The following is a 25,985-nucleotide window of genomic DNA, read 5'->3' on the forward strand; positions in this document are numbered from 1 at the left end:
GCAGTGTTCAATCATTCCTAATTCACAATTCCTAATTTACTTCACCCCGTATCAATCAGTAATCAACCTTAGGAGGTAAAATTATGGTAAAACACAGTAAGAGATCGATACTTGCTATCATTCTTACGCTCTGCGCTGCTCTTTGCTTCGGCTTGCTCGCAGCGTGCAGCGACGAGCCTACCAATCAAGCGGAAACGTACACCATCACTGTTACGGCGGATGACGGTACGCCCGTAAAAGGCGTCGAGGTAACCGTCAACAAGGGCGGCGCGTCCTTCGACCCCAAGACGACCGGCGAGGACGGCAAAGTTTCGTTCGAGCTTCTCCCCGATGATTATGAGCTTTCTTTAAATAAGCTCCCCGACGGCTATGAAGAGCCCGCGGACAGCGAGTTAAAGCTCAATGCAACCGACAGGGATTACACAATCAAGCTCAACAGGAAGTTTGCGTACGTAGTAAACCTTGTTAACCAGGACGGCACTCCCTTCACTGTAGAGGGCAATTATCAGGTCGGCATTTGCTACGCTTCCGACGCGTCTAACTGCCTTCAACCCGTTACGCCCGTTAACGGCGTAGCGCGTATAGAAGCAGATAAGGACTCGTATCACGTTCAGATCATCGACCTTCCCGAAGGATATATTTTCGAGGGCTACGAATTAGGTCAGGAAAGCAGCTACTACACCGGCGCCGATTTCAGCGAGACCGTCACCGAAATGACGATCAAGATCTACAAGCTCAATACTATCGACCTTTCCAAAGACGGCATGACGGATACGGAAAAAAAGGCGTTTGCGGCAAGCAATAAAGTGCACGGCTTCGATACCGCGCGCAAGGCATATAATATAAAGGGCGATCTCAAACCGGGCGAAAGCGTTTACTACGTACTCACCCCCGAGCTAACCGGTATGTACAATCTCCACCAGAACGACGAGGTCACCGGTGAACAGCTTCTTAACTACTATTACAGCCAAACGTTTAAGGTGAGCGGCACTCCCGAAGAATTCATCCCGACCGGAAGAGGCATGAACCTTGTAAAAGGCAATACCTATTATATTTACGCCGCAAACGAGGGCAATACCACGGTCAAACTCAATTCCGTGCTCGATATTCCGTACAACTCGTATCTTATTTACAGCGGCGTGGGCGGCACGCTCGAACTCACCGTAGGCAAAGCCGATACCAACGCTATTATTGAGTTTAATCCCAACGCGGCGGGCAAGTACACCTTGACCGTTAAGAGCGACGTTAACGCGTACGTTGCAAGCACAACGGTACTGCCCAGCGAAACGCCCGAAAAAGCTCCCGCCGACGATGACGAATACGCCAAGAACGCAAGCGCGGAAATCGATTATTCCGCTACTGATTTTTCTCAAAAAGCCACCGTCTACTATGCGGTAGCGGTTAAAGCCGATAGTTATCCCGTAACGATTTCGGTAGAGCTCAAAAAATCGGATGAAAGCGAGAAAAAATACGAATATGCCGAGGTAAAGGATACGCTTACCAAGTTTGCCGATAAGCAAGCCGGAACTACCCTTATCGGCGTTCCTATGGACGGCTCGGCGGAGCTTGTTTACGACGACGAAAATCAGGTATATACGTATAACGGCAAAGTCGTAGTAGTAAATATTACGGGCAATCTTGATACTGCAAGGTACGCCGACGGTGGTAGCCTTGCTTATTTGGGAACAGAGGCGTTCACGGCGAGTCCGTTATATACTTACGTCAAAGACACGACTACGACCGATTATACGTTGTTCCTGCGTGGTTTTGACGAGTATGATTATGTGGACGGTAGATTTGGGCCTACTCCCGTCATACCCGATAAGAGCGAATATAAAACGCAAAACTGCTACGCGAACTTCGTAAACGCAGACGGCGTTTACCCGCTTACTAACGAACTCAAAGACTTCCTCGAAAAGTTCTACGAAACTAATTACGACTTGTTCTATTATTTAATATCCGAAGATGCCGATCTTGAATGCGGCTGGATGTTCCCGCTTTACTACTATGACGTAGAACCCGAGGCTGACGTGATCGTAGGAGAATACAAGTTTGTAAAACACGTGTATTTCGACGAAGTGTATAACGAGGAAACCGATGATTTCGATAAAGTAAAGAAAGAAGTAGCAGTTGGCGACGACAAAAGAGTTTGGGATCAGGAATCCCAGAGCATGATTACCGTTGCGTATACCGATGAAGAGTATAGGCTGGTCGTAAAAGCTAACGGGCAGTTCTCCATTGAACAGCAGTTCGGTGATGAAGGCGAGTACGACGAAGTGGAAAGCGGTTCTTGGAAAAACGAAGACGGCGTTTATACCTTCACCGTTCCCGATGGTTGGGTAATAGATGCGGATAATTGGGTAACTGCCGATTTAGTATACACCGTTACGTTCGATTCCGAGGCAGGTACTATAAAGCTTGTCGGTAGCGATCAATCCGAATGGCAGTTCATAGCCTAAGATGTCGTTAAGCTAATTTCGGCAATCTAAATAACAGACACGACTACGGCGATAACCGAACGGTTACCGCCGTAGTTCGTTGTAACGGGATAGTCACTGCGACCTAAAATCATTCCCTTGCCTTAGAAAGGGTTTCCCCCGTAAAGCAATAAAAACCCCCGCTGCGTAATTACTCTGCGTGGCGGGGGTTTAACGTTTATTAATTATTCTTGCGCTTCGTTATCGGCGTTCGTGCGTTCCTCGACAAGCTTCTTGAACTTATTTTCGAGATCTTCGTAATCGTGGAAGGACTGAGTGCTGTTGTATATCACGTAGCCGTCCTCGTCGACGATCACCGTCATGGGCCAAGTGGACTTGCCGCCGAGCAGGAGATAGGTCAAGCAGTTCCCGCCGTTCAGATTGTCCTGAGCAAAGGTAAGCGAGATTGTGAGCTCGCCCCAGCGGTCTTTTATGAATTGCTCAACGGGGCGAGTGGACGAGCCGTGTATTGCTATAACGTCTATTTCCGGATGATTAGCGGCGAGCTCGTTGAAGTAGGGTATCTCGTTTACGCACGGCGTGCACCAGGTCGCCCAGAAGTTGATTACTGTAATTTTGCCGCGGTTGTCATATAGCGTAAAGCTTTCGTCCGAGCCGTACAGTTCTACCGTGAAGTCGGGCGCGAGATCGCCTACCGTATAGCCGATTTTGACTTCGTCGCCCCCGCCGCCGTTCCCGCTGTCGTCGGGTTTTTCAACGTCGATAAAGTTGTAGAATACGAGCGCGCCTATCAGCACGATGATTGCCGTTACCCATGCCGCAAGCTGTACCCAGAACGATGCGCCGCGCTTTTTCTTTTCGGGCGTTTCGACTTTGGTCGTCGCCGTTTCTGTAATAGGCGTTTCAGTTTTTACTTCTTCGCTCGTTTCGGGCGTTACGGTGGGTTCGGTTTCTACAGTCGCAGCAGGTTCGGTTATCGCTTCGGTAGCCGTAGCGCCGAGCGAGATCTTTTTGTTTGCCGTGAGGTCGATCGGTTTTTCGAGCGTTTGCGTTTTGTCGTCGATAGCCGATTTATGTAGGAGCAGCTTAGAGCCTTTCCAGCGTATTGCCTTGGTCGGGCAGGCGGAAATGCACTGACCGCAGTTGATGCATTCGTGGTCGCCGACGCGCTTGACGTCCATTTTACAAACGGCTACACATTTGCCGCAGTTCGTGCAGTCGTCCTTATCGACCTTAACGCCGATAAGCGCTATGCGGTTGAAGAAGCCGTAGAGCGCGCCGAGCGGGCAGAAGAAGCGGCAGAAGAAGCGGAAAATGAATATCGACGCCACAATAAACAAAACGAGCAGTGAGAATTTCCACGCGAACTGTCCACCGAGCATACCGAACATTTCAGCGTTGTCGGGGTGGATGAGCAAGCCTATTGCGCCGCCTATCGTTCCCGCGGGGCAGATGTATTTGCAGAACCCGGGGAGCGGCAGGTCGCGGAACGCGTAGGCGAGCGGTATTATTATAACGAGCACTACGAGCAGTACGTACTTAAAGTACGAAAGCACGCGCGTAACGCGGCTCTTTCTCAGCTTGGGCGTGCGAATTTTATAGAGCAGCTCCTGACCGAGCCCGACGGGGCACAGCCAGCCGCAAATCGTTCGGGCGAACATAACGCCGAAGATCGCGAGTATGCCCAAAACGTAGTAGGGCGCGCGAATGGTGCTTTCGGCAAGCGCGTTTTGGAGTGCGCCGAGCGGACACGCGCCGACCGCGCCGGGACACGAATAGCAGTTGAGCCCGGGCACGCAAACGTACTTGGTCGTCGCGCTCGTGTAGATACTGCCCGTGATATAGCCCTTGATGTTCGCATTATACAAAAGCGCGGCATAGATCTGTACGAGCCTGCGCTTAGTGGGCAGGTGCGCGCAGATAAATTCTTTTACCGTGCGGCGCTGGTGCTTGACGCCCGTTGCTTCTTCCGTCTTTTTGACGAGCTTGTGATGGCGCACGCCACGCCAAACGAAGAACGCTATGACGAGGGCGGCTACTATACATAAAACTACGATCAACGCTACGTTCACGTTTTCCCCTCCCTCTCAGCCTAAACCTATGCACTCGGTGCAAATGTTGATCGCCTTTACAAGTACGTCGTGCGCGCCGCCGTTGAGCGCGCCCACTATTATAAAGGTTACAGCGACGACCGCGACCGCGCCGCGAACTATCCACAGCGCTAGGTCGGTCGACAGCGTGTTAAGTATTTTTTCATACCACTTAACGCCCTTTTCTTTGGGCGTGCCATTGCCGTTTTTGATCATCGCTTTGAGCGCGGCGAGCTGTCTGTTTGCAAGCACGCCGTTCACGACCGCCGCTGCGACGAGCGCGGCAAAGCTTACGAGAACGCAGGGCAGAACGTTTTTCGTCATGGCGAATATTTCGGCGGTGACGTTCTCGCTCTTGAAGTTCGCGGTATCAAGAAGATAGCACAGCGAAGCGATAGTGCAGGCGAGCGTTGCGGCAAGTGCTACTCCCCATACTATATAGCGAATGAGTTTGAGTTTTTTATAGTTTTGTGCGGCTTGCACATAGTCCTCGCCCTCGCCGCCGCTCGGAGTTTTAGGCGATAAAAGGCGTAACGCGTCTTCGCTTTTGCGCTTGGCTTTAACGTCATACAGCGGGAAAATCACGCCGCAAACGATAAGTCCCGCGAGCACGAAAAAGGGTATCGCTATTTCTTTCAGTCGCGCCGAAACTATCTCTCGCGTGAACACCACGCCCGTGCCGCGCCCCGAATAATAAATATCCGCGGCAACGCAAATAAGCGCGATACCTATCGCTACCGCGAACACCCCCACGATTATCGAATATATTAATCTGATTTTTTCCGTTTTGTTCATAATTAAGTATAAGTTTAACATATACCGCGATTGCTGTCAAGTATGAAAAGATAAAATGCAATCGGTATTGACTTTGCAAGGATATTGTGGTACAATGATATTTAACCAATATTAAGAGGTATACTATGAAACGCCGTTTATCGATATTTATTTTAATAGCCGTTATCTCTACGTTTACCGCGGGTTTTTGCGCTTGTGCGGGCGACGACAGGGATGAGAATACGCTCCCGCCTATCGTTGACAACACAGGTGGCGACACGGACAATACAGGCGGTGACACGGATAACACCGGTGGTGACACGGATAACACGGGCGGCGACACGGACAATACCGGTGGCGACACGGACAATACGGGCGACGATGACAATTCCGGTAACGGCGGTTCGGGCAACGGCAATAACACTACAACTCCGACCACCGATACGCGCACGCCTACGAGCAATGCCATGAAAAACACCAAAACAACGGTTTACTATAACAGCAAGTGGAATAGAGTTTACGCTTACCTTTGGAACAGCAAAACCCCGAGCAGCCCGAAAAAGGCTTGGCCGGGTGATTTGCTTACCGCCAACGGCTCAAACGAATACGGCGAAAAGCAGTACTCGGTGTCCGTCGATTACTCGGTTTACAATAGAATTATATTCACCGACAACAACGGCAACCAAACCAAAGATTTGGTTGTTAGCTCTGCCGTCAGCGGTTATTACGGTACCGACGGGGTATTTACCGAGGGTACGGACGACTATGGCAAGGTTACCGAAAAAACTTTTACGGACGCCAAAAACTTAGCCTATATAGGCAACAAGAGCAAAAAGGTTTGGGTGTACACTCCGCCCAACTATTCGCCTAAAAAGAAGTACGGCGTGCTGTATATGTTCGACGGGCAGAATGCGTTCGGCGCGGTGAAAGATAACAGCAATGCGTGGTTTGTCGACGTGGCTATAACCAATCTCGTCAAAAACGGCGGCGACGGCGTGATCGTCGTCGGCATAGATAACGGCAGCGGCGGCAGCGATCAGCGCGACCAGGAGCTTACCATGAGTCCGTCTTTCGGTACGCTAACCGAATTGGGCGCGCGCAAGTACGGTTACTTCACCAACGGCAAGCTCGACGAACTCGGCAACTTCATTAAAGAAACGGTCATGCCGTGGGTGAGCAAAAACTACTCGGTCGACAGTAGCCGCGAAAAGACGGGCATAGTCGGGTCGTCGTCGGGTGGGCTCGGTTCGTACTATCTCGGGCTTAGGGATAACGACCTGTACGGCTATATCGGCGCGTTCTCGCCGGCGAACGGGTTGTTTACCACGAGCGACTGGACTAAGTTCTATAAGAGCAAGAATTTCGGTAGCGCAAATAAGCCGAAGATTTACGTTTATTGCGGCAAGAACGATCACGATTTGGAAGATATGCTTTTGCCCGAAACGCAAAGGATAAAGAACCTTACCTCGTACGGGTTCAAGTCCGCCGATATTATAGAGAACTACGTGGACGGTGGCACGCATAACGAGACGTACTGGCGCGTGGCGTTTGCCGAGTTTGCGGGCAAGCTCATTCCGTAATCTGATCACAACCGAAAAAAGCGATAAGGTGAAATATTATGTCGGGCGAGAAGAAGCAGGCGGCGACGCGATACCATAGAAAAACTTTATTAGACACAGCCGACAGGCTGTTGATGGAACACGGCTACGACGGAATGAACATGAATATGCTCGCCAAAGAGGCGGGCTATTCCAAGGCTACCGTGTACGTGTATTTCGAGAGCAAGGACGAGATAGTGCGGATGCTGTGCATCGACCGTCTTAATCTTTTGCGCCGCGAATTTTCGGTCATACTCAAAAACGGCGCGGACAAGGACGAAATGCTCGCCGCCGTCAAATCGGTGCTCGACGAGTTTGCCGCCGAGGACAGAACGTATTTCGATTTCATCTGCGCTTCGCCGTTCGTTCCGCCCGAGTCCGTCGAAGCATCAGACAGCGAGAAAGAGCTTTCCTCGCTCGTTTGCGGCATACTCGACGACCTGACGGCGCTTTGCCCCCGCGAGCAGCTACTTGATAAATGGTACGCGTACTACGGACGGATCAAGACCGAAAAAATGTTTTCGAGTGAAGAATAATGAGCCTTATCGAGTTCAAGAACGTAACCAAGATATACAAGATGGGCGAGGTCGAGATCCCCGCGCTCGACGGTGTTGATTTTTCTATCGACGCGGGCGAGTTCGTGGTCGTGCTCGGCGCGAGCGGCGCGGGCAAGTCGACGGTCCTCAACATTCTCGGCGGCATGGACGGCGCGAGCGGCGGACAGGTGATCGTCGACGGCGAGGAAGTGACCGCATACAACCGCAAACAGCTAACCCTTTATCGGCGCGAAAAGGTGGGGTTCGTTTTCCAATTCTATAACCTCATATCCAATCTCAACGCGCTCGAAAACGTGGAGTTCGCGGCTTCGGTCACGCAAAACCATCTCGACCCCAAGGAAACGCTCGACAGGGTAGGACTGTCCGAGCGCGCGCATAACTTCCCGAGCCAGCTATCGGGCGGCGAGCAGCAGCGCGTAGCGATAGCAAGGGCGGTCGCCAAAAACCCGTTGCTTCTTTTGTGCGACGAGCCGACGGGCGCGCTCGATTACAAGACGGGCAAGATGGTGCTTAAACTGTTAGAGGACGTCAATAAAAAATACGGTAAGACGGTGGTGCTCATCACGCATAACAGCGCGATCGCGCCCATGGCGGATAAGGTCATACATATGCGCAGCGGTAAGGTCGAAAAGGTCGACGTCAACGCCGAGCGCGTGTCCGTCGAAACGATTGAATGGTGATGCCCGACACCGCTACGCGGTGATTTAAGAAAGTTGAACTTGAACTAAATCATACCCTCCCCTTGGGGGAGGGGTAGGGGAGGGGCATAACGGAAAAGTCGGTAGTTGTAGTAGACTACGATTACGAGCAACTTCATTATGCCCCTTCCACCACTACGCGGTCCCCCTCCCCCCAAAGGGGGAGGTTGAATAAAGAAAAATTTAATCGCCCCGAAGGGGTCAATCTCTGTGCCCTGTTCTATGAAATACATAATGCTAAAAACGTTCCGCGACATACGCGAAACCATAGGCAGCTTCATATCGATTGTTGTGGTAATAATAGTCGGGTGTTTTTTCTTTGCGGGAATCACGGCAGGCTCGACCGCCGTCACAAGGCAGGTGAGCGATTATTACGAGTCGAGCAACTTTGCTTCGGCGCGCGCCGAGTATATGTACGTCAACGCGCCCGCGGTCGACGAGATTGCGAAAGAGAACGGCGTGAAAAAGGCGGCGGGGTATAACACGTATTATACGCAAACGCGTATCGGCAAGACCAAGCTCGACATGACGATAACCACGCTGACGGACGGTATAGACACGCCCAATATGATAAAGGGCGAGCTGCCCAAAAAGGGCGAAATGATAATCGACAGTGTTACCGCCGACAAGTACGGCATAGGCGCGGGCGATTATCTTTCCTTTAATATAGATACGCTTACCAAGATAACGCTTACTATGAGCACGCAGAGCGGAGGCGGACAAACGCCGCAGTACGGAGTTTTCGCTGAGCCCGTCGCGTACACTTTTCGCGTGAGCGGCGTTTACCATTCGCCCGACGTTATCTATAAGGTTAATATTCGCAACACGGCGGCCCAGCCCGACGAGTTCATTTTCGCATACGTCAACTACGGCGAGATCGCGCTGTACAAGGATAACGCGATCGTCGCCATGAAATCGGGCATTCTCGAACTGCCTATTCTCGACTACGGTGACGTGCCCGTCGACGTGTTCAACGGCATAAAGGTGATCGCCGACAGCGGCGTGGATACGGGCAAACTTTTCGAGCGGTTCACGCTGTCGAGCAGCGACGATATTATGCAAATGCTGTCGCGTAAGGACGAGGCGGCGGGACTATTCACTTACAGTCTCGACCGCGCGAGTTTCCCGTCGGTCGCGGCGTTCAACGGACTGAACGACACGATAGCCGCGCTCGCGGCGGTTCTGCCGTTCATGTTCTTTGCGGTCGCGGCGGCGATAACGGTCATCTCGCTCACTAAAACGGTGGATAACCAGCGTATGCAAATAGGCGTTATCCAGGCGATAGGCGTGGGCAAGGGTAGTATTTATTTTTCGTACATTTTCTACGCGCTGTTCGCGTGCATTATAGGCGGAACGGTGGGCGGGATCGTCGGCTTATACTTTATTCCGTACCTACTGAACTTTTTGTACGCGCGGCAGTTCAGTATGCCGCCCACGACTCAGCACGTCAGCGTGCTGTTCCTTATACTCGGTATCGTAGTTGCGGCGGCGCTTGCCTGCCTTGCGGCGTTCATATCCTGCCACCGCACGCTCAGGGTCGCGCCCGCGCAGGCTATGCGCCCTAAGCCCCCCAAAAAGACAAGGCGCATACTCGCCGAGCGCTGGACGGGGCTGTGGAGCAGGCTCGGCTTCGGCGCGAAAATGAACCTACGCAATATGTTCCTGCACAAGATGCGTATGCTATTGTCATCGGTCGGGATCATAGGCTGTCTTGCGCTTCTTATCGGGCTAATAGGGTTAAAGGACAATATGGACTTTTCGTTCGAGCAGTTCGATAAATCGGCGGGCTACGACCTGACCGTCGCTATCGCCGCGCCCGTCAATCTCGACACGTTCGACGTCGGCGAAATTTCGGGCAGGGACGGCGCGGAGTATATCGAGCGGCTGACCTTCGTTCCCGATTTTTCGGGACGGTTCGAATATAACGGCAAGCTCGCCGACATGACGGTAATGGCGATACCCAATACCGACACTACCGACGAGTACGCCGACCCCGATTGCGTGCGCCTGTATACCGACCTTGCGGGCAAGAAACGCGTAAGGTTCAACGATAGAACGTTTGCGATACCGACCGCGCTCGCCGACGAGCTGGGCGTTAAGGCGGGCGACACGGTGCACGTTACGGGCTACGCGCTCGATAACCGCGCCGTAGAGTTCGACGTTACGGTCACTCACGTGGTGTACGAGTATTTCGAGCAAAAGGTTTATTGCAGCTACGGGCTGTTCGATAGCTTGGGCATAGGGCTGTACGCCGACACCGCGTACGTAACGGTTAAGGACGGCGTAACGCTCGCCGAGGCAATGGAAGTTCTCGAAGGCTACGACGAGATAGTCCGCGACGCGCGCACGTTCGAGTCGACCTACGACGCGCTGAAAGACAAGATGGCATTGCTTGATTATGCCGTGATACTGTTCGTGATAGGCGCGGCGGTGCTCGCCGTGGCGGTCATATACAATATCACCGCGACTAATTTAAAAGAGCGCACGCGCGAGATCGCCACGCTCATGGTGCTTGGGTATAAGCAGGGCGAAACCGCATCCATGATAATCGTCGAGAATTTGGTCATTACTGCGATAGGGTGCTTGCTCGGGCTGCCGCTCGGCTACGCGCTTATGTTATTCCTCGTGTATATCTCGTCGTCGTTCAACGTGTTTATTTCGTCTTTCCTCAGCTGGTACGTGGCTATCGGGTGCATGGTGCTAACGTTCGCGTTCTCCCTCGTCGCAACGCTCATGTTCAATACCCGAATAAAAAATATTTCCATGGTGGAAGCTCTCAAAAGCGTGGAATAGATAAAGGGAACTATTCACTATAAAAATGTATATTCCTACTATATTTCGACAAAATAGATATAGGGAGGAAAATGCTGAAATGGATAAGCTGACTTCGGGCAAGATTGCCCCCAAAACGGGCGAATACAATATCGTTTCGTCCAAAGGCAAAGTCGTAGGCTCGGTCCGCGTCAAGAAGGGCAACAGAATGCCCCCGACGCGCCACGCCAACAGCCACTTCGAGTTGGGTGAATAATCGACTTAAACATTAGTCCGCACGGTACGAGATATCTTGCGGACTTTTGTTTAATGTAATCGCCAATCGCTTGAAAAGTATTTGTAAAAGTGATATAATCGGTAAAATGGAGGAGTGATTTATTATGAATATCGAATTATATAAGGAAAAAGTAAAAGAGAACGTTGTAGCCGCAATGCTTGACTATATGGGAGAAGACGAGGACTGCGGTTATTCGAAAGGCGATGTAAAAAAATGCGAGGGCTTGCTTTTTGATTATCTTGACGAATTAGGTAAGCTTGTGAAACCGACCGACGATAAGATAATGGCACAGGTTAAAAAAATAGTGCTTAGTTTGAACAGGCTGAACGATAAAACTGATTGTTGCTTGATCGAAACGGATGCGCGCGAGGAGATTTGGCAGATAATACAGGATAGCGCAGTCGAGTGCGGTTTAAGCACTCCCGCGGATGACGTCACCGAGGAATGGCGCGAGTGGTGAGTGAAAAGCTTCTCTCGGAATGACAGATGAGTGAAAGATAAGACAAGCTCTAACCAAAAGCATAAGCTTTCTTTGCCTACTTTCTTTCGAAAAAGAAAGTAAGTAATTTATATAAAACGCTTGACAAGAGATTGTTAGTATGTTAAACTTTGTATAGGCACCGTTTCGGCGGTGTTTTATTTAGCAACTTTTCGGAGGGTAGGTCATGGAACCGAAAAACGTCAACATTACGCTTGAATGCACGGAATGCAAGCAGCGCAATTACGATACCAGCAAGAACAAGAAGAACGATCCGGACAGGCTCGAACTTAAAAAGTACTGCCGTTTCTGCAAAAAGCGCACTGTTCACAAGGAAACGAAATAATGGCTGACGAAAAAGTCAAGGAAAAGGACAAGAAGGAGAAGAAGCGCAAAGAACCGGGCAAGGTTCGTCGCTTTTTCAAAGACTTCTTTTCCGAACTGAAAAAAGTTACTTGGCCGTCGTTTGGCAAAGTATTAAAACAAACGGGTATTGTCCTTTTGGTCACTATCGCGTTCTTGCTTGTCATGATGGCGTTCGACGCGATATTCGGCTTGCTGTGGGAATTCCTTATCAGCGGGCTCAGCGACGAAGCGGTCACGACCGCGCTTAGTCTTACCACGCACGGGTTAGGAGGGCTTCTATGACGGATCAAGAGCTTCCCCAAGCGCAGTGGTTTATACTTCATACCTATTCGGGCTATGAGAACCTCGTTAAGGTCAACCTCGAAACTGCGTTCCAAAAGAACAATATCGAGGATCGGCTTATCGACGTTCGTATTCCTATGGAAGATATCGTCGAGGAGAAGAACGGCAAGCGCAAAATAGTGCACCGCAGAATGTTCCCCTCGTACGTTCTTGTTAAAATGATATATACGCGCGATATGTGGCACCTTATCACGGGCACGCGCGGCGTAACGGGCTTTGTCGGGCCGCAGGGTAAACCCACTCCGCTCACCGACGACGAGATCCGCCGTATGCAGCTCGAAAAGGTCACCGTCAAGACCGACTTCGCGGTCGGCGACACTATCCGCGTTGTGAACGGTCCGCTCACCGATATGACGGGCGAGATCAAGAGCATAAACACCACTACCGGTAAGTGCTCGGTCGATATCAATATCTTCGGGCGTTTGACGCCGGCGGAGTTGGATACGTACCAGATCGAGAAGATCGAATTGTAAATTTTCCGTATCCATCGCGCAATAGTGCGTCAGCCGTCGCGCCGCCCTCGGTCATGTACTTCGGTGTACACTCCCGTCGGTCGGCACTCGGACTTCCTTCTCTTGCACGCGCCTACGAAAAATTAACGCAACTCTGTTAAACCGTTCACTTATTCACTATTACTTATTACTTCGTTATAGTCCGGGAGAGGAAACACCTCGTCAGTACCGCGATTGTAAATAAATTTTTACAAGGAGAAAGCAAACATGGCAAAAAAGCTTCAAGCAGTCGTTAAACTGCAACTGCCTGCCGGTAAAGCGACCCCCGGTCCGCCCGTCGGTTCGAGTCTCGGCCCGCACGGTATCAATATCGCAGGCTTCGTCAAGGAATTCAACGAGCGCACTCGCGACAAAGAGGGACTTATCATCCCTGCGGTGCTTAGTATCTATTCCGACCGTTCGTTCACCTTCATTCTCAAAAGCCCGCCCGCAGCGGTGCTTATCAAGAAGGCGGCGGGTATCGAGTCGGCTTCGGCTAAGCCCAACCGCGACAAGGTCGCCAAGATAACCAAGGCTCAGGTCGAGGAGATCGCCAAACTCAAAATGGCGGACCTCAACGCAGGCTCGCTGGAAACTGCTATGTCCATGGTCATGGGCACTGCGCGTTCCATGGGCGTTACGGTGGAGGGCTAAACTATGAAACACGGAAAGAGATATACAGCCGCCATCAGCGCCATAGAGAAAGGCAAGATTTACGACACCAACGAAGCGTTCAACAAGATCGGCGAGATAGCCACGGCTAAGTTCGACGAAACGATCGAAGTACACGTAAAGCTCGGCGTCGACCCCCGTCAGGCAGACCAACAGGTCCGCGGCACCGTAGTATTGCCGCACGGCACGGGTAAGAGCGTTCGCGTGCTCGTCATCGCCAAGGGCGATAAAGCGGACATTGCGCAGAAAGCAGGCGCGGACATAGTCGGCGCGGAAGAAATTATCGCGAAGATCCAGAACGAGAACTATCTCGACTTCGACGTAGTCATCACTTCGCCGGACATGATGGGTCAGCTTGGACGCGTAGCGCGTATCCTTGGTCCCCGCGGTCTCATGCCCAGCCCCAAATCGGGCACTATCACGCAGGACATCGCCAAAGCCATTGCCGACACCAAGGCAGGTAAGGTCGAGTACCGCGTAGACAAGACCTCGATCGTGCACTGCATCATCGGCAAAAAGTCGTTTGGTGCGGATAAGCTCAAAGAGAACTTCGAAACGCTTATCGACGCTATCGTCAAAGCTAAGCCCGCCGCGGCTAAGGGCACGTACCTTAAAAGCGTGTACGTAGCTCCCGCCATGGGCCCCGGCTTGAAAGTAGCCGTAAAGCTGTAATACTACAACAACTAGTTAAATAACAAGCCGACTAAACGGCTTGCCTAAGACAACAAGCGGAAACTCAAATGACCTTTATGGTCGGCTTGTCGAGGCGAAACAAAACCAAGCGCATATTTTATGCTGTGTTTTTGCGACGTCTTGACAAAAAGGCGTCGCTTTTGTTTTAGAACTCGTTAGCGCATTCATCGCGTGATACGGGCTACGCTTGGCTCGGCGGCTTGGTCATGTACGCGAAGTAAATTCCCGTCGCCGCATTACCAACTGTCGCCCGTCTGACGCGCGACTGCGCCACTGAGATAGGGTAATAATCCTAATAATCTCTAATCTTTAAGGAGGTAAATATGTCGGAACATAATATAGACCAGCGCAAAGCGTACGTTGCGGACGTCGTCGGCAAGATCGAGGAAAGCTCGTCGGTCGTTATCGTCGATTACCGCGGCATCAATGTAGCGCAGGACACCGCCATGCGTAAGGCGCTCCGCGAAGCAGGCGTTGAGTATCGCGTAATAAAGAACAGCGCGCTTTCCCGCGCGTTCGAGCAAACGGGCAACACCGGCTACGACGAATATTTCAACGGCCCTACCGCCGCGGCGTTCGGACCGAAGGACGATCCCATCGCGCCGTGCCGCATACTCGCCGAGTACTCGGGCAAAACGCCCCTTACCATTAAGTGCGGCGTAGTAGAAGGCAAAAAGTTCGACGAGAACGGCGTCAAATCGCTTGCCGCCATTCCCGAAAAGCCCGTGCTTCTTGCTCAGCTCCTCGGACTTCTCACCAGCCCTATGCGTTCGTTGGCTATTGCTATCAGCGAAGTCGCGAAAAAGCAGTCCGCGTAATTGCTTATGCATCGGCATATACGGCGTCAGCCGTCGCGCCGCCCTCGGTCATTTACCTCGGTGTAAACTCCCGTCGGTCGGCGCTCGGACTTCCTTGCCTATGCCGCGCCTAAACAATTCCGCACACTACAAAAAATCTTTAACAAAAAATTCAAAGTTTTCTTTGCTTCTTTCTTTCGAAAAAGAAAGAAGATAAAAAAAAGGGTAATGCCTACCCAATCAATAAGGAGATAAAATCATGGCAGATTTGGATAAGATGATCGAAGAGATCGAAAAGATGACCGTCCTCGAACTTAACGACCTTGTTAAGAAGATCGAGGAGAAGTTCGGCGTATCGGCAGCCGCTATGGCTGTTGCGGCTCCCGCGGCAGGCGGCGCAGCTGCTCCCGCAGCCGAAGAGCAAACCGAGTTCACCGTCGTCCTTAAAGAGGTCGGCCCGAACAAGATCCCCGTTATCAAGGTTGTTCGTGAAATCACGTCGCTCGGCCTTGGCGAAGCGAAGGCGCTCGTCGACGGCGCGCCTTCGACCGTTAAAGAGAACGTTTCTAAGGCAGAAGCTGAAGATATGAAGAAGAAGTTCACCGAAGTCGGCGCTACCGTCGAACTTAAGTAATTTCTTTAACACCGATAAATTCCAAAACAAACAACCCCGTCACGCAAAAGCATGGCGGGGTTTGTTGTTGAGCGGTTTATAAATCAAGACTGTTCTCGTCGAGCAAGAAGTTTATCAGCCCGATCGTCATAATGCCGTTCTCATCGAGCCGAGGTCGAATATTATCCTTTACTACTACTATTTTCTTGAACGAATCGTTTACCTTTAACAGCGGTCGGGTCTCTTGATGCAGCTTGTTCGCAGTGGGCAATTCAAACGCAGATTGAACATAATATTTCTTATTGCCTTTGTTAGCCACAAAATCTATTTCAAGCAACTTTCGCTTGTGCGTTCCGTCAACGGTTTCATGCGATTCCACGATCCCGACGTCGACCGAATACCCGCGAACTCGAAGCTCGTTGTAGATAACGTTTTCCATTATGTGGTTTTCTTCTATCTGTCTAAAACTCAACCGCGCATTTCTCAACCCGACGTCTGAAATATAATATTTAAGCGGCGTGTCGAAATATTTTTTCCCTTTAACGTCGAACCGTTTAGCCTCGCTGAACAAAAACGCATCGGTGAGGTATAGCAGATAATTCTTTGCCGTAACGCTGCTTATAGATTTTCCTTTAATACTTTTGAGCGTGTCGGATATTTTCTTGGGATTGGTGAGCGAGCCGATTGCCGAACATAAAAAATCTACCATAGATTCCAGCTCGTCTTTATATTCAACTTTGTTTCTCTCGACTATATCCGTAAGATAAACCGTTGACATAAGCGACTGTAAGTATTCGGCTTTTTGCTCGTCGGTCTTGCGTTCGAGCAGTGCGGGCATACCGCCGTAAATATGATATTCGTCCCAAGCCTCGTACTTGTCACCGCCGACTGCGGAATAGTATTCTCTAAACGATAGGGGATAAACTCGTACCTCGTCGCCGCGCCCGCGGAACTCGGTTATTACGTCAGACGATAAGAACTTTGAATTGCTCCCCGTAACGTATACGTCTAAATTCTTCTTATATAAAAAACCGTTAAGCACCGATTCGAACGCACCCAGTTGTTGAACCTCGTCGAGTAGCAGATAATATTTCCCGTCATCGGTAATTCGCCCCTGTATATATTCCGTAAACTTATGCGGGTCTACCTTGTTGCCGCTCATTGCCAAATCAATCGGGTTTTCGTCGATAAGTTTAAGGTAGTCCTCTGAATCAAAAGCAAACTTGATTATATGATCATCGCTTACTCCAGATTGCGAAAGATACTCGCCGAACAAATCGAAAAGTAATACCGACTTTCCGCAACGTCGAATGCCGGTAACAACTTTAATCGAGCCGTTTCCCATTCTGTCTATTAAGCGATTAAGATAAATATCTCTTTTAATCATGTTAATACTCACTTTAAATTTCTTGAATTAATTCAACTTTTTTAAAGTCAAATTAATTATACATGATTAAAAAGGAAATGTCAAAGGGTTTTATAAAATTCACTTTAAAAAAGCGGTTACACGACCGCATTTTTAAAGTTATCTATTAGTTAGTCCGTCGATATAGCCGTTTAATAATATCTTTTGTTCGTTGGATAATGTTCTGTATTTGTTAAGAAACTCACGCTCGTCGGCGGTCAAGATTTCGGTCATATTCCGCGACTGTTCGTCGTACAGCTTATTCCCGTATTCGTCCGTGCGTCCAACGATAAAATCGATAGGGCAACCGAAGAAATCGGCATAAGCAATCAAACTCAAAATATGCGGTGCGCGCTGACCGTTTTCGTAGCACGCAATAGTCGTTTGAGCGATATTGATTTGCTCGCTCAATTCGTTTTGCGTTAGCCCTTTATCAAGCCGTAATGCTTTTAAAACATTCCCTATATCCATTATGTAATTAGTTTATCACAAACGTGATATTTTACTTGACAAAAATGCGAACGCGGTGTATACTGTCAACATACCGCGAACGCAATAATTTTGCCGCGATATGTCAAATGCAATTTTAATAAATTGCATTAATTTACGATATGTTATATTTACCGACATTTTTCCACAAAAAGGAATAAAAATGCTCGGTTTTTTGACATATCCAAAAGTTGATTAATCGCCGTAAAACCGTTAAAATTATAGTATGGCTACAAACTATATTAACGGTGAATATATAGAAGCGTTACGTGACAGCTCGTTTCGGCTTACAGCCGAGCGGCTCGTTATGAATATCGGTGTGCGGGCGTATTTAAAAGGTTTTAATTGCATTGCGGACGCGGTCATCTTATATGGAACTGAGTTGTGTTCGCGGTTTTGCGATATTTACGACGTGATAGCCGAGTACCGTAGCGTTAGCCATAAATCGGTCATGCGCGAGATCGCGTATGCGTTGTCGTCTGAGGCTGAGGAAATAGCCAAAAATTTATCGGCAATGACGGGCGCGAACATTACTAAGCTGGAAGTCCACAGCGGACTCGTTATCGCGTATCTCGGCAAGTTGTTCCGCGCACCCGAAGCCGCAGTGTACGGTTGAGAAGCAATTAAAAATTAAGCCTTCCACAAATGGGGAAGGCGAAAGGTGATACGGCTAATTCACACTATTTACTTAATCTACTTAATTAAGAGCAAAGGTCATTATTACGGGGTTATGGTCGCTGTATGCGTATTGAGTGTCGACGGTTTGTTCGTCGATTATTTTTATATTGTCCGATACTATAAAGCCGTCTATTACCGTGCAAAAGTTTACGCCCTCTGTATACGGAATATCCGCGCCGCGACAGGTAGATACTTCTTTGCTCGCGGCGATGGAATATCCGCTCGTAAGTTCTCTTTTGTGCAGTACCGAGCTTTTGACCCAGTCGGGAGTTTGCTGCTCGCTCTTAAAGTGCTTAAAAGCGAGCTCGTCCGTTTCGAACTCGTCGGCGATAAGGCAGTGGTTAAAGTCGCCGCCCGCGATCACGTAATTACCGTTGTCGCGTTCTTCTTTGAGTACGGCGTTGAGCATTTCCAGCTGTTTGGCGCGAATCGTGCCGCCCTCGTCGTAAGCCGACATATGCAGGTCGAACAATGTCAGTTTTTTGTCGCTGCCCTCGATGGGCAGGTAGTGGACGGCGAAGCAACGATCGAGGTCGAACAGCTTGTCTATAAACGCGTCGGTGATAGGGAACGAGCGGCGCACCGCGCTGTCCATCTTGTAGCGCGAGAGGGTGACGAGCCCCGCGTCGATAGTGCCGATAGGATCGTTAAACGGGTAGTACAGCCTAGCCGTGTGGAAGTTCTGCGCATAGGTCGAGCCGTACTCGGCGAAAGCGTTCTGCGCGTTCGCGACCATGTCTATATTGTAGCTGCGGTCTGATGGTCTGTCCGCTTCCTGAAAAAAGTAAAAGTCCGCGTCGAGTTGTTTGGATACCGTCATTTGCCCCGTAACGTTCTTTTGCACGTCGGCTTTATTCATGCCCTTTGCGTACGTGCCGACGACTTCCGTGCCGTCGTTCATAACGCCCGTATCCATAAAGAAAGTGTATTCGGGCGAGTACGCGCCGAACCCGAGGTTGTACGAAACGACCGTGTATTCAACTTCGGTCCTAACGGCGCTTTCGCGGTTGTTCGTTATTTCGAGTTGCAGCTTATCGGGTATGCGGTAATATTGAAGCGCAACGTACGCCACGTATCCGATTATCAACAGAAGTGTTGCGGCGATCACCGAAAGTATGGCTATTGCGACAGCGCGCATAAACTTTTGTAAATTCATTTCGTCCCCGTTTTTCATGTATATTCTTTAATAGATATAATAAAATATATGCGGAATAAAGTCAAGCTAATATTGACAAAACGGGCGTGATGATATATAATGTTTTAGGAAAAAATCGGCGGGGACGCCGTGACTTCCGTCGAGGATAGAGGCTCAATGCAATCGCTACGCGAGATTTACAAGATAGGGCGCGGACCGTCGAGTTCGCACACCATGGGTCCCGAGAAGGCTATTAAAGTCATTCTCGAACGCTACCCTCGTGCCGACGCGCTCGAAGTAACGTTATACGGCTCGCTGGCGGCGACGGGCAAGGGGCACTGCACCGACGTGGTCATAACGGAAACCGCTTCGCCCGTGCCGTGCACCGTTAAGTTTGACGCGGATACGGCTTGCCCCGTCCACCCGAACACTATGGATATTGCGGTGTTCGAGAGGAAGAAGCGCGTGGCGGTAAAGCGCGTTTACAGCGTGGGCGGCGGCACTGTGGAGTTCGACGGCGAGGAGAAGTCGCTCTATCCGTCGGTGTACCCGTTACATAGCTTTAAAGAGATTGCGGAGTATTGCGCTTCGCGCGGTATGCGGCTTTGGCAGTACGTAGAGGAGTGCGAGGGCGCGGAAATATTCGATTATCTCGGCGGCGTGTGGCTACGCATGAAGGAGACGATATGCGAGGGCATGAACGCCGAGGGCGTGCTCCCGGGCGCGCTCGGCACGCGGCGGCGCGCGCGGAGTTTGTTCAAGCCCAAGCAGCACGACGAAGAACCTCAGGTGCGCGAGAACAGGCTGGTGTGCGCGTACGCGTTTGCCACGAGCGAGCAGAACGCGGCGGGCGGCGTGATCGTCACCGCGCCAACCTGCGGAGCGTGCGGGGTCGTTCCTGCGGTGCTTAGGTATATGCAGGAAAAGCGCGGCTATACCGATTCTCAAATAGTGCGTGCGCTCGCGGTCGGCGGCTTGGTCGGCAACCTTATAAAAAAGAACGCGTCGATAAGCGGCGCGGAATGCGGTTGTCAGGCGGAGATCGGTTCGGCGTGCTCTATGGCGGCTGCGGCGCTCGCCGAGCTGTTCGAAATGGAACTCGATCAAATCGAGTACGCTGCGGAAGTGGCTATGGAGCACCACTTGGGGCTGACCTGCGACCCGATAGCGGGGCTGGTGCAGATCCCGTGCATAGAGCGCAACGCCGTTGCGGCAATGCGCGCGATAAACGCCGCGTCGCTTGCGACCTTCCTCGCCGACAGTCGAAAGATAAGCTTCGACACCGTCGTCGAAACAATGTATAATACGGGCAAGGACCTTTTGGGCGGCTATCGCGAAACCTCGTCCGGCGGTCTTGCCAAGTATTATAAAATATCGGATAATAAGCAATAAAATGTAAAAAGCGCAACGGGATTAAGAAATTTATCGCTCTTAATTCGCAACGCTTTTTATAGGAGGTTTGAGTATGAAGAAGAAATTGATTACCGCTATCGTTACGCTCGCTATGTCGACAACCTGTGCTTTCGGTTTATCCGGATGCGCCTTGTTCGGCGGCGGCAGTGAGCACGAGCACGAATACGCTTCGGATTGGGCTTTTGACGAAACGTACCATTGGCGCCCTTGTCTCGCCGACGGCAAGTGCGACGAGCCGAAAAAGGATAAGGGCAAGCACGTTGACCCGAACAGGCTCGGGACCTGCGAGGTTTGCGGCGAGCGCGTGATCATTCCGCAGGACGCGCCCGTGGAAATCGAATATGATTATACCGACACGACGATAACCGTATACAGAGCGTACTACGACGAGGATAAAACCACCTCTGCCTATACCGAGTACCGCTTGGACGACGGCGAGTGGAAACAGCCCAACGCAAGTAAGCACGAATACCTTTACTATACCGAGCTTGACCCCGCGTCCACGCATACGCTCTACGCGAGGTTATGCGAAAGAACGGGCTACGCGTTAGGCGAGACCTTTTCCGTTTCTATAACCTTGAAAAAATCGTTTCCCGCTTCGCCGCCCACAAGCGACGCGATCTCTTACGAAGTCACGGGCAAGACCGTAGCGTTTACTTTGAGCGACGGCGTAGAGCTTAGCGTAGACGGCGGCGAGACCTATTCCGCCGAAAGCAAGATCACGCACACTTTCCCCGTTTCGGGGAATAAGGATATTCTTATTCGATACAGCGAAACGGCTACGCATTTGGCGAGCGGGTATATCCGTATCAAGATAAAAACGACCGACTTCGCACGCGGCGACGGCACGGAGAACGATCCCTATATTATCAGTACGCTCGAACATTTCAAGGGCTTGAAAGACCTTTACGAAACGAGCGACTGTTATTTCGCGATGACCGACGATATCGAATGGGACGACGAAGTGTGGGAGCAGGGACATCAGCTTATCAGAAACTTGCATTTCGACGGGCGCGGGCATAAGATAACGGGGCTCAAACAAAAAGAGCCGCTCTTTGATTCGGCGTACGAAGTCAAAAACCTGACGATCGAAAACGCCGTGTATTCCGATCGAATAGAGAAATCGAGCATAGCCAATCCCGCGATAATCGCAGGCGATTTGAACTACGCCGAGAACGTAAACGTAAGCGGAACGATAACTGTTCTTGCGCCCGAAAAAGCTATCGAGCTCGGGCTTTCCGGTCGGTTCAGTATGGCGGTAGGCGGAATTTGCGCGCGCCTCGTGCAAAGCCGAGCCGACGACAACTACGGCATGAGCCGTTGTAATGCGGATATCACCGTTTCGCTCCCCAATATCAAGGAGAAGGCGGGCGTGCATTTGGAGTTGAACTTGGGCGGACTTGCGGGAATAGTCGTGCCGTATAATACGAAGGACCACAACGACCTTGCTGCCGTTTCTCGGTGCAGCGCAAATCTCAACGTTACGCAAGCATACGTTTCCGATTCCGATATAGGCGGACTTCTCGGCGGGTTTGCAAACTCGAATGACTTCGGTCCCACGGCAAATATCACAAATTGCTACACTACGGGCACGGTGAATATCAACTTCTATTCGAAGGATGATAATCTTCATTCGGGTACGCTCCGCGCCGGTGGTATCGCGCCCGAAATTACGGGTTCGATTTCCACCTGTTACTCGGCGATAGATTTCAATATCGATGCTTATGTTACCAAATCGCAAATCGGCGCTTGTTCCTCGGTGGTTTATGTAGGCGGGATATGCACCAACGCGCACAGTAATTCTCGGCACACAGACTCCATTAATCAGCAATTATCGCGCTGTTTGTTCGCGGGTTCGATAAACGTAAAGAACCCCGTCGCTGACGACGTCGGCTCGTATAACTTGAACGCAGTGTGTGCGAACTACGCGAACTTTGACTCGACACAAGAGCTGTATTATAAATCGACCGTTGTCGAGCCCGCCGACGACGCAAAGACGGTAAGCGGCGACGGTGCGCTCGCGGTTGACGAAAGCGAAATGATGACCGCTGCTTGGCAAAAGCAAACGCTCCATTTCAGCGACGAGTATTACTGGGCTTTGGAAGACGGTAAATTGCCTACGCTTAAATAAATTAGGTGTTATACCACAGGTCAAGCCCCGGACACGCGCGTTTCACGCGCCTTGCGCCCCAAGGGGCGCGGTATTACACCTAATTTGTCGTCGTCGCAAATTTGCTCCCGCAAGCGGGTAAATTTACTCCTCGAATAAATAATAATTAAAAAGGCTTTTGAACGAAATGCTCAAAAGCCTTTTTGTTTAAGAAATAAAACTACGCCGCATTGCAGTCGTACACCCATTGCGGCACGCCCTCGATAGGCGGGCGGGCGAGCAAGTGCCAGTAGTTGATAAAGAACGATTTTTCGGCTTCGCCAACGACCGTTTTAGTCGTGCCGCGCTGTTTGAGTTTAAGAACGTAGCCGTCGTTTTTGACGAGCGTTATGCCGTCGGCGAACACCATGTTTTTATTGAAGTCGATAGCTTTCTTGTCGGCGCTTATTTGCTGCTTGTCTTTCTTGGGCGCGAGGTCGACCGACTTATCTATAACTATGGCGAAGTAGAATTGCGGTTTGCCGCCCGTGTACACAAGCTGACCGAAGCCGAGCGTATGTATTTTTATCTTGCCGCTCTCGTGCAGTTCCTTTATGCGCAGTATTGGCATATTGAGAATGTCCGCAAGCCTTACGAGCAATATGCCCGTGAACAGATCGTCGGTCGAGAGAGTCGGGAAGCGCTCGCACGGCGTTGCGGGGTCGGGCACGGGCGTGTGCACCTTTCTCAAATCGTCCTCGGCGAACCCGAACGCGAGCGCCGCCGTGAACTTGTTTTTGGAAAGCGTGGCGTTGCCGCCGCGGTGCGCGACTATCATGCTGTCGCCGTAGAACACCAGCGCGCCGAACCCGATATGGTTGGACATTTTGCTTTCGCCGAGCGGCGAGAGGTAACGCCCGCTCTCGTAGATCTCGCGTACCGACATATCGTCGTTGAACTTGTAGTCCATGGCGCGGTTTGTTACAAGGTCGTTATAGAACGCCGTACGCGAGGTGAAAAGGCGCACCTTGCCGTCCTCGTCCTTTTTATAATCGTCCAGCCTTATCATCATGGGGTTGGCGATAAAGCTTGCGCTGTGCGCCTGCATGATCGCCGCGAAGTTGTTTTGAAGCACCGAGTCGAGCTCGAAATGCTTTTGCGGTTCGTCCTCGACGACGTATTCGGCTTCGCCCTCGTACTCTACGGCGTCGTACCAAACGGACGTTTCGCCGCTGCCGATTTTAAGCTTCTTGCGGTAGAAGGCTTCGTCGTAAGTGAACTTGTGGCTTTTGACCTTTATCTTGTCCTCGCGCAAAAGCACTAGGCTAGTCAAAAAGTCGGCGGCAACGACGGTGAGAACGGTACCGACTGCGCTACCCAGAATTTCGAACTTTAACCCGTCGAAGAAGAAGAACAGCAGTATGCCCAGCCCTATGACGAGTATGATTATTTTTATCCAAAGTACTTTCCAATTCTTTTTCATTTCGCGTTTCCTTTGTAGAGAAGCTTGTGAAGCCGTATGGTGGTTTCTTGCGACGAAGCGAGCGTTTCCGCCGAGAGCTCGGCGAATAGGTTTTCGTAGTGCGAGGACAGCCTGTCGCAGGTCTTGCGCTCGAATATTATCTCGCCGTTGAGCGACACCGTTTGCGCCGTGTGATTGACGAGCACCGTGCCTTTTTCGCAGTCTATACGCGAGGTCTTTTCGCGGCTCGGCGTGCGCCAGTCGACGGTTATCTCGGCGCGAATGCCGCTTGCGTCGAACACCTTATGCGCGTACTTGGGGAGTCGGCTCGCGCTGTCGGGGATAAGCGTTTGTTCACGAAGGACGGCGGCGGAAAGGTCTATGATCTCGTCGTAGTAGCTGAGTACGTTTATGCCGCTGTCTATCCACGCGCCGGCTAAGCCCAACCGATCTTGGCGGATAGTGCCGTCGTCGGTCGCGGCGTAGTCGTCTAAAATTATAGTCGAGATAGCGTTTATCTTTCCGAAGCGGTCGAGATTGGCTTTTAGGAATCGCACCTCGTCGGCGGCTTCCCAGTGGAACAGACAGGCGAGGGGAGTACCGCATTCTTGCGCGTACGAAACGAGCTCCGCTATTTCTTCGAGGCTGTCGAACATGGGCTTTTCGGTGAGAACGGCAACGCCCTTCGATAGAAGAACGCGAGCGACATCGCCGCGCGCCGCTACGGGCAGGGCGAGTATCGCTATGCGCGGTTTTACGGTAAGCGCGTCGTTAAGGTCGGTAAAGAACGGAACGGAAAAACACTCGCGGGCAACGCAATTCGGGTTTTTATCGACGAGCGCGTCGAGTCGCAGGGTTTTCGATTTCCCCAATCCTTCCCTATAATGTCGGGCGATAACTCCTCCGCCCACAAGAACTGTACTTTGTTTCATACCGCCATTATACCATACTTATCGATAAAAGGCAAGACTACGTATTCACTTCCGTATCGGTAAGACGAAAAACGAGGCTGTGTTAATTTAGTTTGTTAACAACGCGCTTTCATAAATTTTTTATACCAGCTTTTAGCGTAGGCGCATAATTCTTTGGGATCGATAGGCGATAATCCCCGACAGTACTTTACGTATTCGAAAAGCAGCCCTTCTAAAAATATGCTGATCTCCAATTCTATAAATTCCCTGTTTTTGATATGCGGGTCGTTGTCAATAAGTTCCATAAGCTTATTGACAGTTAGGGTAGTAAGCTTTTTCGCCGAAAACAGCACGTCGTCGGACTTGCACATCATTTTATAGTTATCGTTGTTTTGCTCCATAAACGATAACAGCGCGTCGAAGAATTTCTCGTAATCGTCGGTGGCGAGAAGCTTGGCGTTCGTAAAAAATTCGTCTATTACCTCGCGCTCGAATTCTTCCACCACGGAGTATATATCGTCAAAGTGCGCGTAAAAAGTCGCGCGGCTTATCTCCGCACGCGCCACGAGCTCGCTGACGCTTATCTTGCTTATCTCTTTTTTTTCGGCGAGAAGCGTAATGAATGTGTTTTTTATCAGTCGGCGGGTCTTGACCGACGAGTTGTTAAGATTGCGGACCTTCATTGCTTTTTGTACAATTTCGTTACAGTGTAAATATATTTACACTGCGTTAAAAATTGTGCTTTCC

The 25,985-nt window shown here is 50.8% G+C and carries 25 protein-coding genes; 17 read left to right on the forward strand and 8 right to left on the reverse strand.

The window, feature by feature from the left end:
- Positions 1–83: 83 nt before the first annotated feature.
- The gene (locus HDT28_01435) at positions 84–2,459 is read left to right on the forward strand and encodes a hypothetical protein (GenBank protein MBD5131246.1); all 2,376 of its coding nucleotides are present in this window, start codon (positions 84–86) and stop codon (positions 2,457–2,459) included.
- A 203-nt stretch (positions 2,460–2,662) separates the two neighbouring features.
- Here HDT28_01435 and HDT28_01440 read toward each other — a convergent pair whose 3' ends face one another.
- Together HDT28_01440 and HDT28_01445 are read right to left on the reverse strand one after the other, a co-directional pair.
- Positions 2,663–4,510 carry a redoxin family protein gene (locus HDT28_01440; protein MBD5131247.1) on the reverse strand — a complete coding sequence of 616 codons (1,848 nt, stop codon included), beginning with the start codon at positions 4,508–4,510 and terminating at the stop codon, positions 2,663–2,665.
- Positions 4,511–4,525: 15 nt separating this feature from the next.
- Entirely contained in the window at positions 4,526–5,323 is a 798-nt protein-coding gene (locus HDT28_01445; GenBank protein MBD5131248.1) for a hypothetical protein, read from the reverse strand.
- 125 nt (positions 5,324–5,448) lie between these two features.
- On the opposite strand from HDT28_01445, the gene HDT28_01450 reads away from it, so the two are divergent.
- The 13 genes from HDT28_01450 to rplL all read left to right on the forward strand — a co-directional run bounded on the left by HDT28_01450 (position 5,449) and on the right by rplL (position 15,677).
- Positions 5,449–6,882: a starch-binding protein gene (locus tag HDT28_01450; protein MBD5131249.1), complete on the forward strand. Its 1,434-nt coding sequence runs from the start codon at positions 5,449–5,451 to the stop codon at positions 6,880–6,882.
- Between the two features lie 38 nt (positions 6,883–6,920).
- The gene (locus tag HDT28_01455) at positions 6,921–7,436 is read left to right on the forward strand and encodes a TetR/AcrR family transcriptional regulator (GenBank protein MBD5131250.1); all 516 of its coding nucleotides are present in this window, start codon (positions 6,921–6,923) and stop codon (positions 7,434–7,436) included.
- Entirely contained in the window at positions 7,433–8,137 is a 705-nt protein-coding gene (locus tag HDT28_01460; GenBank protein MBD5131251.1) for an ABC transporter ATP-binding protein, read from the forward strand. Before HDT28_01455 ends, HDT28_01460 begins: the two co-directional genes overlap by 4 nt.
- A 240-nt stretch (positions 8,138–8,377) precedes the next feature.
- Complete coding sequence (locus HDT28_01465) at positions 8,378–10,948, forward strand: ABC transporter permease (GenBank protein MBD5131252.1); 2,571 nt, start codon at positions 8,378–8,380, stop codon at positions 10,946–10,948.
- A gap of 79 nt (positions 10,949–11,027) precedes the next feature.
- Positions 11,028–11,183 (forward strand): hypothetical protein, encoded by a 156-nt coding sequence (locus HDT28_01470; GenBank protein ID MBD5131253.1) that lies wholly within the window; start codon positions 11,028–11,030, stop codon positions 11,181–11,183.
- 124 nt (positions 11,184–11,307) lie between these two features.
- Entirely contained in the window at positions 11,308–11,664 is a 357-nt protein-coding gene (locus tag HDT28_01475) for a hypothetical protein (protein MBD5131254.1), read from the forward strand.
- 205 nt (positions 11,665–11,869) lie between these two features.
- Positions 11,870–12,028: a 50S ribosomal protein L33 gene (rpmG, locus tag HDT28_01480; protein ID MBD5131255.1), complete on the forward strand. Its 159-nt coding sequence runs from the start codon at positions 11,870–11,872 to the stop codon at positions 12,026–12,028.
- On the forward strand, positions 12,028–12,330 hold the full coding sequence (secE, locus tag HDT28_01485) for a preprotein translocase subunit SecE (protein MBD5131256.1): 303 nt from the start codon (positions 12,028–12,030) through the stop codon (positions 12,328–12,330). Before rpmG ends, secE begins: the two co-directional genes overlap by 1 nt.
- On the forward strand, positions 12,327–12,863 hold the full coding sequence (gene nusG, locus HDT28_01490; protein ID MBD5131257.1) for a transcription termination/antitermination factor NusG: 537 nt from the start codon (positions 12,327–12,329) through the stop codon (positions 12,861–12,863). Before secE ends, nusG begins: the two co-directional genes overlap by 4 nt.
- Positions 12,864–13,109: 246 nt before the next feature.
- Complete coding sequence (rplK, locus tag HDT28_01495; GenBank protein MBD5131258.1) at positions 13,110–13,535, forward strand: 50S ribosomal protein L11; 426 nt, start codon at positions 13,110–13,112, stop codon at positions 13,533–13,535.
- Positions 13,536–13,538: 3 nt separating this feature from the next.
- A complete protein-coding gene (rplA, locus tag HDT28_01500) occupies positions 13,539–14,225 on the forward strand; it encodes a 50S ribosomal protein L1 (GenBank protein ID MBD5131259.1) in 687 nt (228 codons plus the stop codon).
- Between the two features lie 344 nt (positions 14,226–14,569).
- Positions 14,570–15,064 (forward strand): 50S ribosomal protein L10, encoded by a 495-nt coding sequence (locus HDT28_01505; protein ID MBD5131260.1) that lies wholly within the window; start codon positions 14,570–14,572, stop codon positions 15,062–15,064.
- A gap of 238 nt (positions 15,065–15,302) precedes the next feature.
- Positions 15,303–15,677: a 50S ribosomal protein L7/L12 gene (rplL, locus tag HDT28_01510; GenBank protein MBD5131261.1), complete on the forward strand. Its 375-nt coding sequence runs from the start codon at positions 15,303–15,305 to the stop codon at positions 15,675–15,677.
- Between the two features lie 76 nt (positions 15,678–15,753).
- Here rplL and HDT28_01515 read toward each other — a convergent pair whose 3' ends face one another.
- Together HDT28_01515 and HDT28_01520 are read right to left on the reverse strand one after the other, a co-directional pair.
- Complete coding sequence (locus HDT28_01515; GenBank protein MBD5131262.1) at positions 15,754–17,043, reverse strand: ATP-binding protein; 1,290 nt, start codon at positions 17,041–17,043, stop codon at positions 15,754–15,756.
- Positions 17,044–17,181: 138 nt separating this feature from the next.
- Entirely contained in the window at positions 17,182–17,532 is a 351-nt protein-coding gene (locus tag HDT28_01520) for a helix-turn-helix transcriptional regulator (GenBank protein ID MBD5131263.1), read from the reverse strand.
- Positions 17,533–17,776: 244 nt separating this feature from the next.
- Between HDT28_01520 and HDT28_01525 the strand changes: the two genes are divergently transcribed.
- Positions 17,777–18,166 (forward strand): hypothetical protein, encoded by a 390-nt coding sequence (locus tag HDT28_01525; GenBank protein MBD5131264.1) that lies wholly within the window; start codon positions 17,777–17,779, stop codon positions 18,164–18,166.
- Positions 18,167–18,247: 81 nt separating this feature from the next.
- On the opposite strand, the gene HDT28_01530 is transcribed toward HDT28_01525, so the two are convergent.
- On the reverse strand, positions 18,248–19,366 hold the full coding sequence (locus tag HDT28_01530; protein MBD5131265.1) for an endonuclease: 1,119 nt from the start codon (positions 19,364–19,366) through the stop codon (positions 18,248–18,250).
- A 174-nt stretch (positions 19,367–19,540) separates the two neighbouring features.
- On the opposite strand from HDT28_01530, the gene HDT28_01535 reads away from it, so the two are divergent.
- On the forward strand, positions 19,541–20,755 hold the full coding sequence (locus tag HDT28_01535; protein ID MBD5131266.1) for an L-serine ammonia-lyase: 1,215 nt from the start codon (positions 19,541–19,543) through the stop codon (positions 20,753–20,755).
- Positions 20,756–20,828: 73 nt separating this feature from the next.
- Positions 20,829–22,907, forward strand: a complete 2,079-nt coding sequence (locus HDT28_01540) for a hypothetical protein (GenBank protein ID MBD5131267.1) — start codon at positions 20,829–20,831, stop codon at positions 22,905–22,907.
- A 199-nt stretch (positions 22,908–23,106) separates the two neighbouring features.
- On the opposite strand, the gene HDT28_01545 is transcribed toward HDT28_01540, so the two are convergent.
- From HDT28_01545 to HDT28_01555, 3 genes are all read right to left on the reverse strand, one after another.
- Positions 23,107–24,348 carry a hypothetical protein gene (locus tag HDT28_01545; protein ID MBD5131268.1) on the reverse strand — a complete coding sequence of 414 codons (1,242 nt, stop codon included), beginning with the start codon at positions 24,346–24,348 and terminating at the stop codon, positions 23,107–23,109.
- Positions 24,345–25,259 carry a Gfo/Idh/MocA family oxidoreductase gene (locus tag HDT28_01550; protein MBD5131269.1) on the reverse strand — a complete coding sequence of 305 codons (915 nt, stop codon included), beginning with the start codon at positions 25,257–25,259 and terminating at the stop codon, positions 24,345–24,347. Before HDT28_01550 ends, HDT28_01545 begins: the two co-directional genes overlap by 4 nt.
- A gap of 95 nt (positions 25,260–25,354) precedes the next feature.
- Positions 25,355–25,921 carry a TetR/AcrR family transcriptional regulator gene (locus HDT28_01555; protein ID MBD5131270.1) on the reverse strand — a complete coding sequence of 189 codons (567 nt, stop codon included), beginning with the start codon at positions 25,919–25,921 and terminating at the stop codon, positions 25,355–25,357.
- Positions 25,922–25,985 lie beyond the last annotated feature (64 nt).

Source organism: Clostridiales bacterium (assembly GCA_014799665.1).
Taxonomy (GTDB): domain Bacteria; phylum Bacillota; class Clostridia; order Christensenellales; family Pumilibacteraceae; genus Anaerocaecibacter.

Coding starts and splice junctions, on each gene's coding strand:
- HDT28_01435 (MBD5131246.1), top strand. CDS start 84: ATGGTAAAACACAGTAAGAGATCGATACTTGCTATCATTCTTACGCTC.
- HDT28_01445 (MBD5131248.1), bottom strand. CDS start 5,323: ATGAACAAAACGGAAAAAATCAGATTAATATATTCGATAATCGTGGGG.
- HDT28_01450 (MBD5131249.1), top strand. CDS start 5,449: ATGAAACGCCGTTTATCGATATTTATTTTAATAGCCGTTATCTCTACG.
- HDT28_01455 (MBD5131250.1), top strand. CDS start 6,921: ATGTCGGGCGAGAAGAAGCAGGCGGCGACGCGATACCATAGAAAAACT.
- HDT28_01465 (MBD5131252.1), top strand. CDS start 8,378: ATGAAATACATAATGCTAAAAACGTTCCGCGACATACGCGAAACCATA.
- HDT28_01470 (MBD5131253.1), top strand. CDS start 11,028: ATGGATAAGCTGACTTCGGGCAAGATTGCCCCCAAAACGGGCGAATAC.
- HDT28_01475 (MBD5131254.1), top strand. CDS start 11,308: ATGAATATCGAATTATATAAGGAAAAAGTAAAAGAGAACGTTGTAGCC.
- rpmG (MBD5131255.1), top strand. CDS start 11,870: ATGGAACCGAAAAACGTCAACATTACGCTTGAATGCACGGAATGCAAG.
- secE (MBD5131256.1), top strand. CDS start 12,028: ATGGCTGACGAAAAAGTCAAGGAAAAGGACAAGAAGGAGAAGAAGCGC.
- nusG (MBD5131257.1), top strand. CDS start 12,327: ATGACGGATCAAGAGCTTCCCCAAGCGCAGTGGTTTATACTTCATACC.
- rplK (MBD5131258.1), top strand. CDS start 13,110: ATGGCAAAAAAGCTTCAAGCAGTCGTTAAACTGCAACTGCCTGCCGGT.
- rplA (MBD5131259.1), top strand. CDS start 13,539: ATGAAACACGGAAAGAGATATACAGCCGCCATCAGCGCCATAGAGAAA.
- HDT28_01505 (MBD5131260.1), top strand. CDS start 14,570: ATGTCGGAACATAATATAGACCAGCGCAAAGCGTACGTTGCGGACGTC.
- rplL (MBD5131261.1), top strand. CDS start 15,303: ATGGCAGATTTGGATAAGATGATCGAAGAGATCGAAAAGATGACCGTC.
- HDT28_01515 (MBD5131262.1), bottom strand. CDS start 17,043: ATGATTAAAAGAGATATTTATCTTAATCGCTTAATAGACAGAATGGGA.
- HDT28_01520 (MBD5131263.1), bottom strand. CDS start 17,532: ATGGATATAGGGAATGTTTTAAAAGCATTACGGCTTGATAAAGGGCTA.
- HDT28_01525 (MBD5131264.1), top strand. CDS start 17,777: ATGGCTACAAACTATATTAACGGTGAATATATAGAAGCGTTACGTGAC.
- HDT28_01530 (MBD5131265.1), bottom strand. CDS start 19,366: ATGCGCGCTGTCGCAATAGCCATACTTTCGGTGATCGCCGCAACACTT.
- HDT28_01535 (MBD5131266.1), top strand. CDS start 19,541: ATGCAATCGCTACGCGAGATTTACAAGATAGGGCGCGGACCGTCGAGT.
- HDT28_01540 (MBD5131267.1), top strand. CDS start 20,829: ATGAAGAAGAAATTGATTACCGCTATCGTTACGCTCGCTATGTCGACA.
- HDT28_01545 (MBD5131268.1), bottom strand. CDS start 24,348: ATGAAAAAGAATTGGAAAGTACTTTGGATAAAAATAATCATACTCGTC.
- HDT28_01550 (MBD5131269.1), bottom strand. CDS start 25,259: ATGAAACAAAGTACAGTTCTTGTGGGCGGAGGAGTTATCGCCCGACAT.
- HDT28_01555 (MBD5131270.1), bottom strand. CDS start 25,921: ATGAAGGTCCGCAATCTTAACAACTCGTCGGTCAAGACCCGCCGACTG.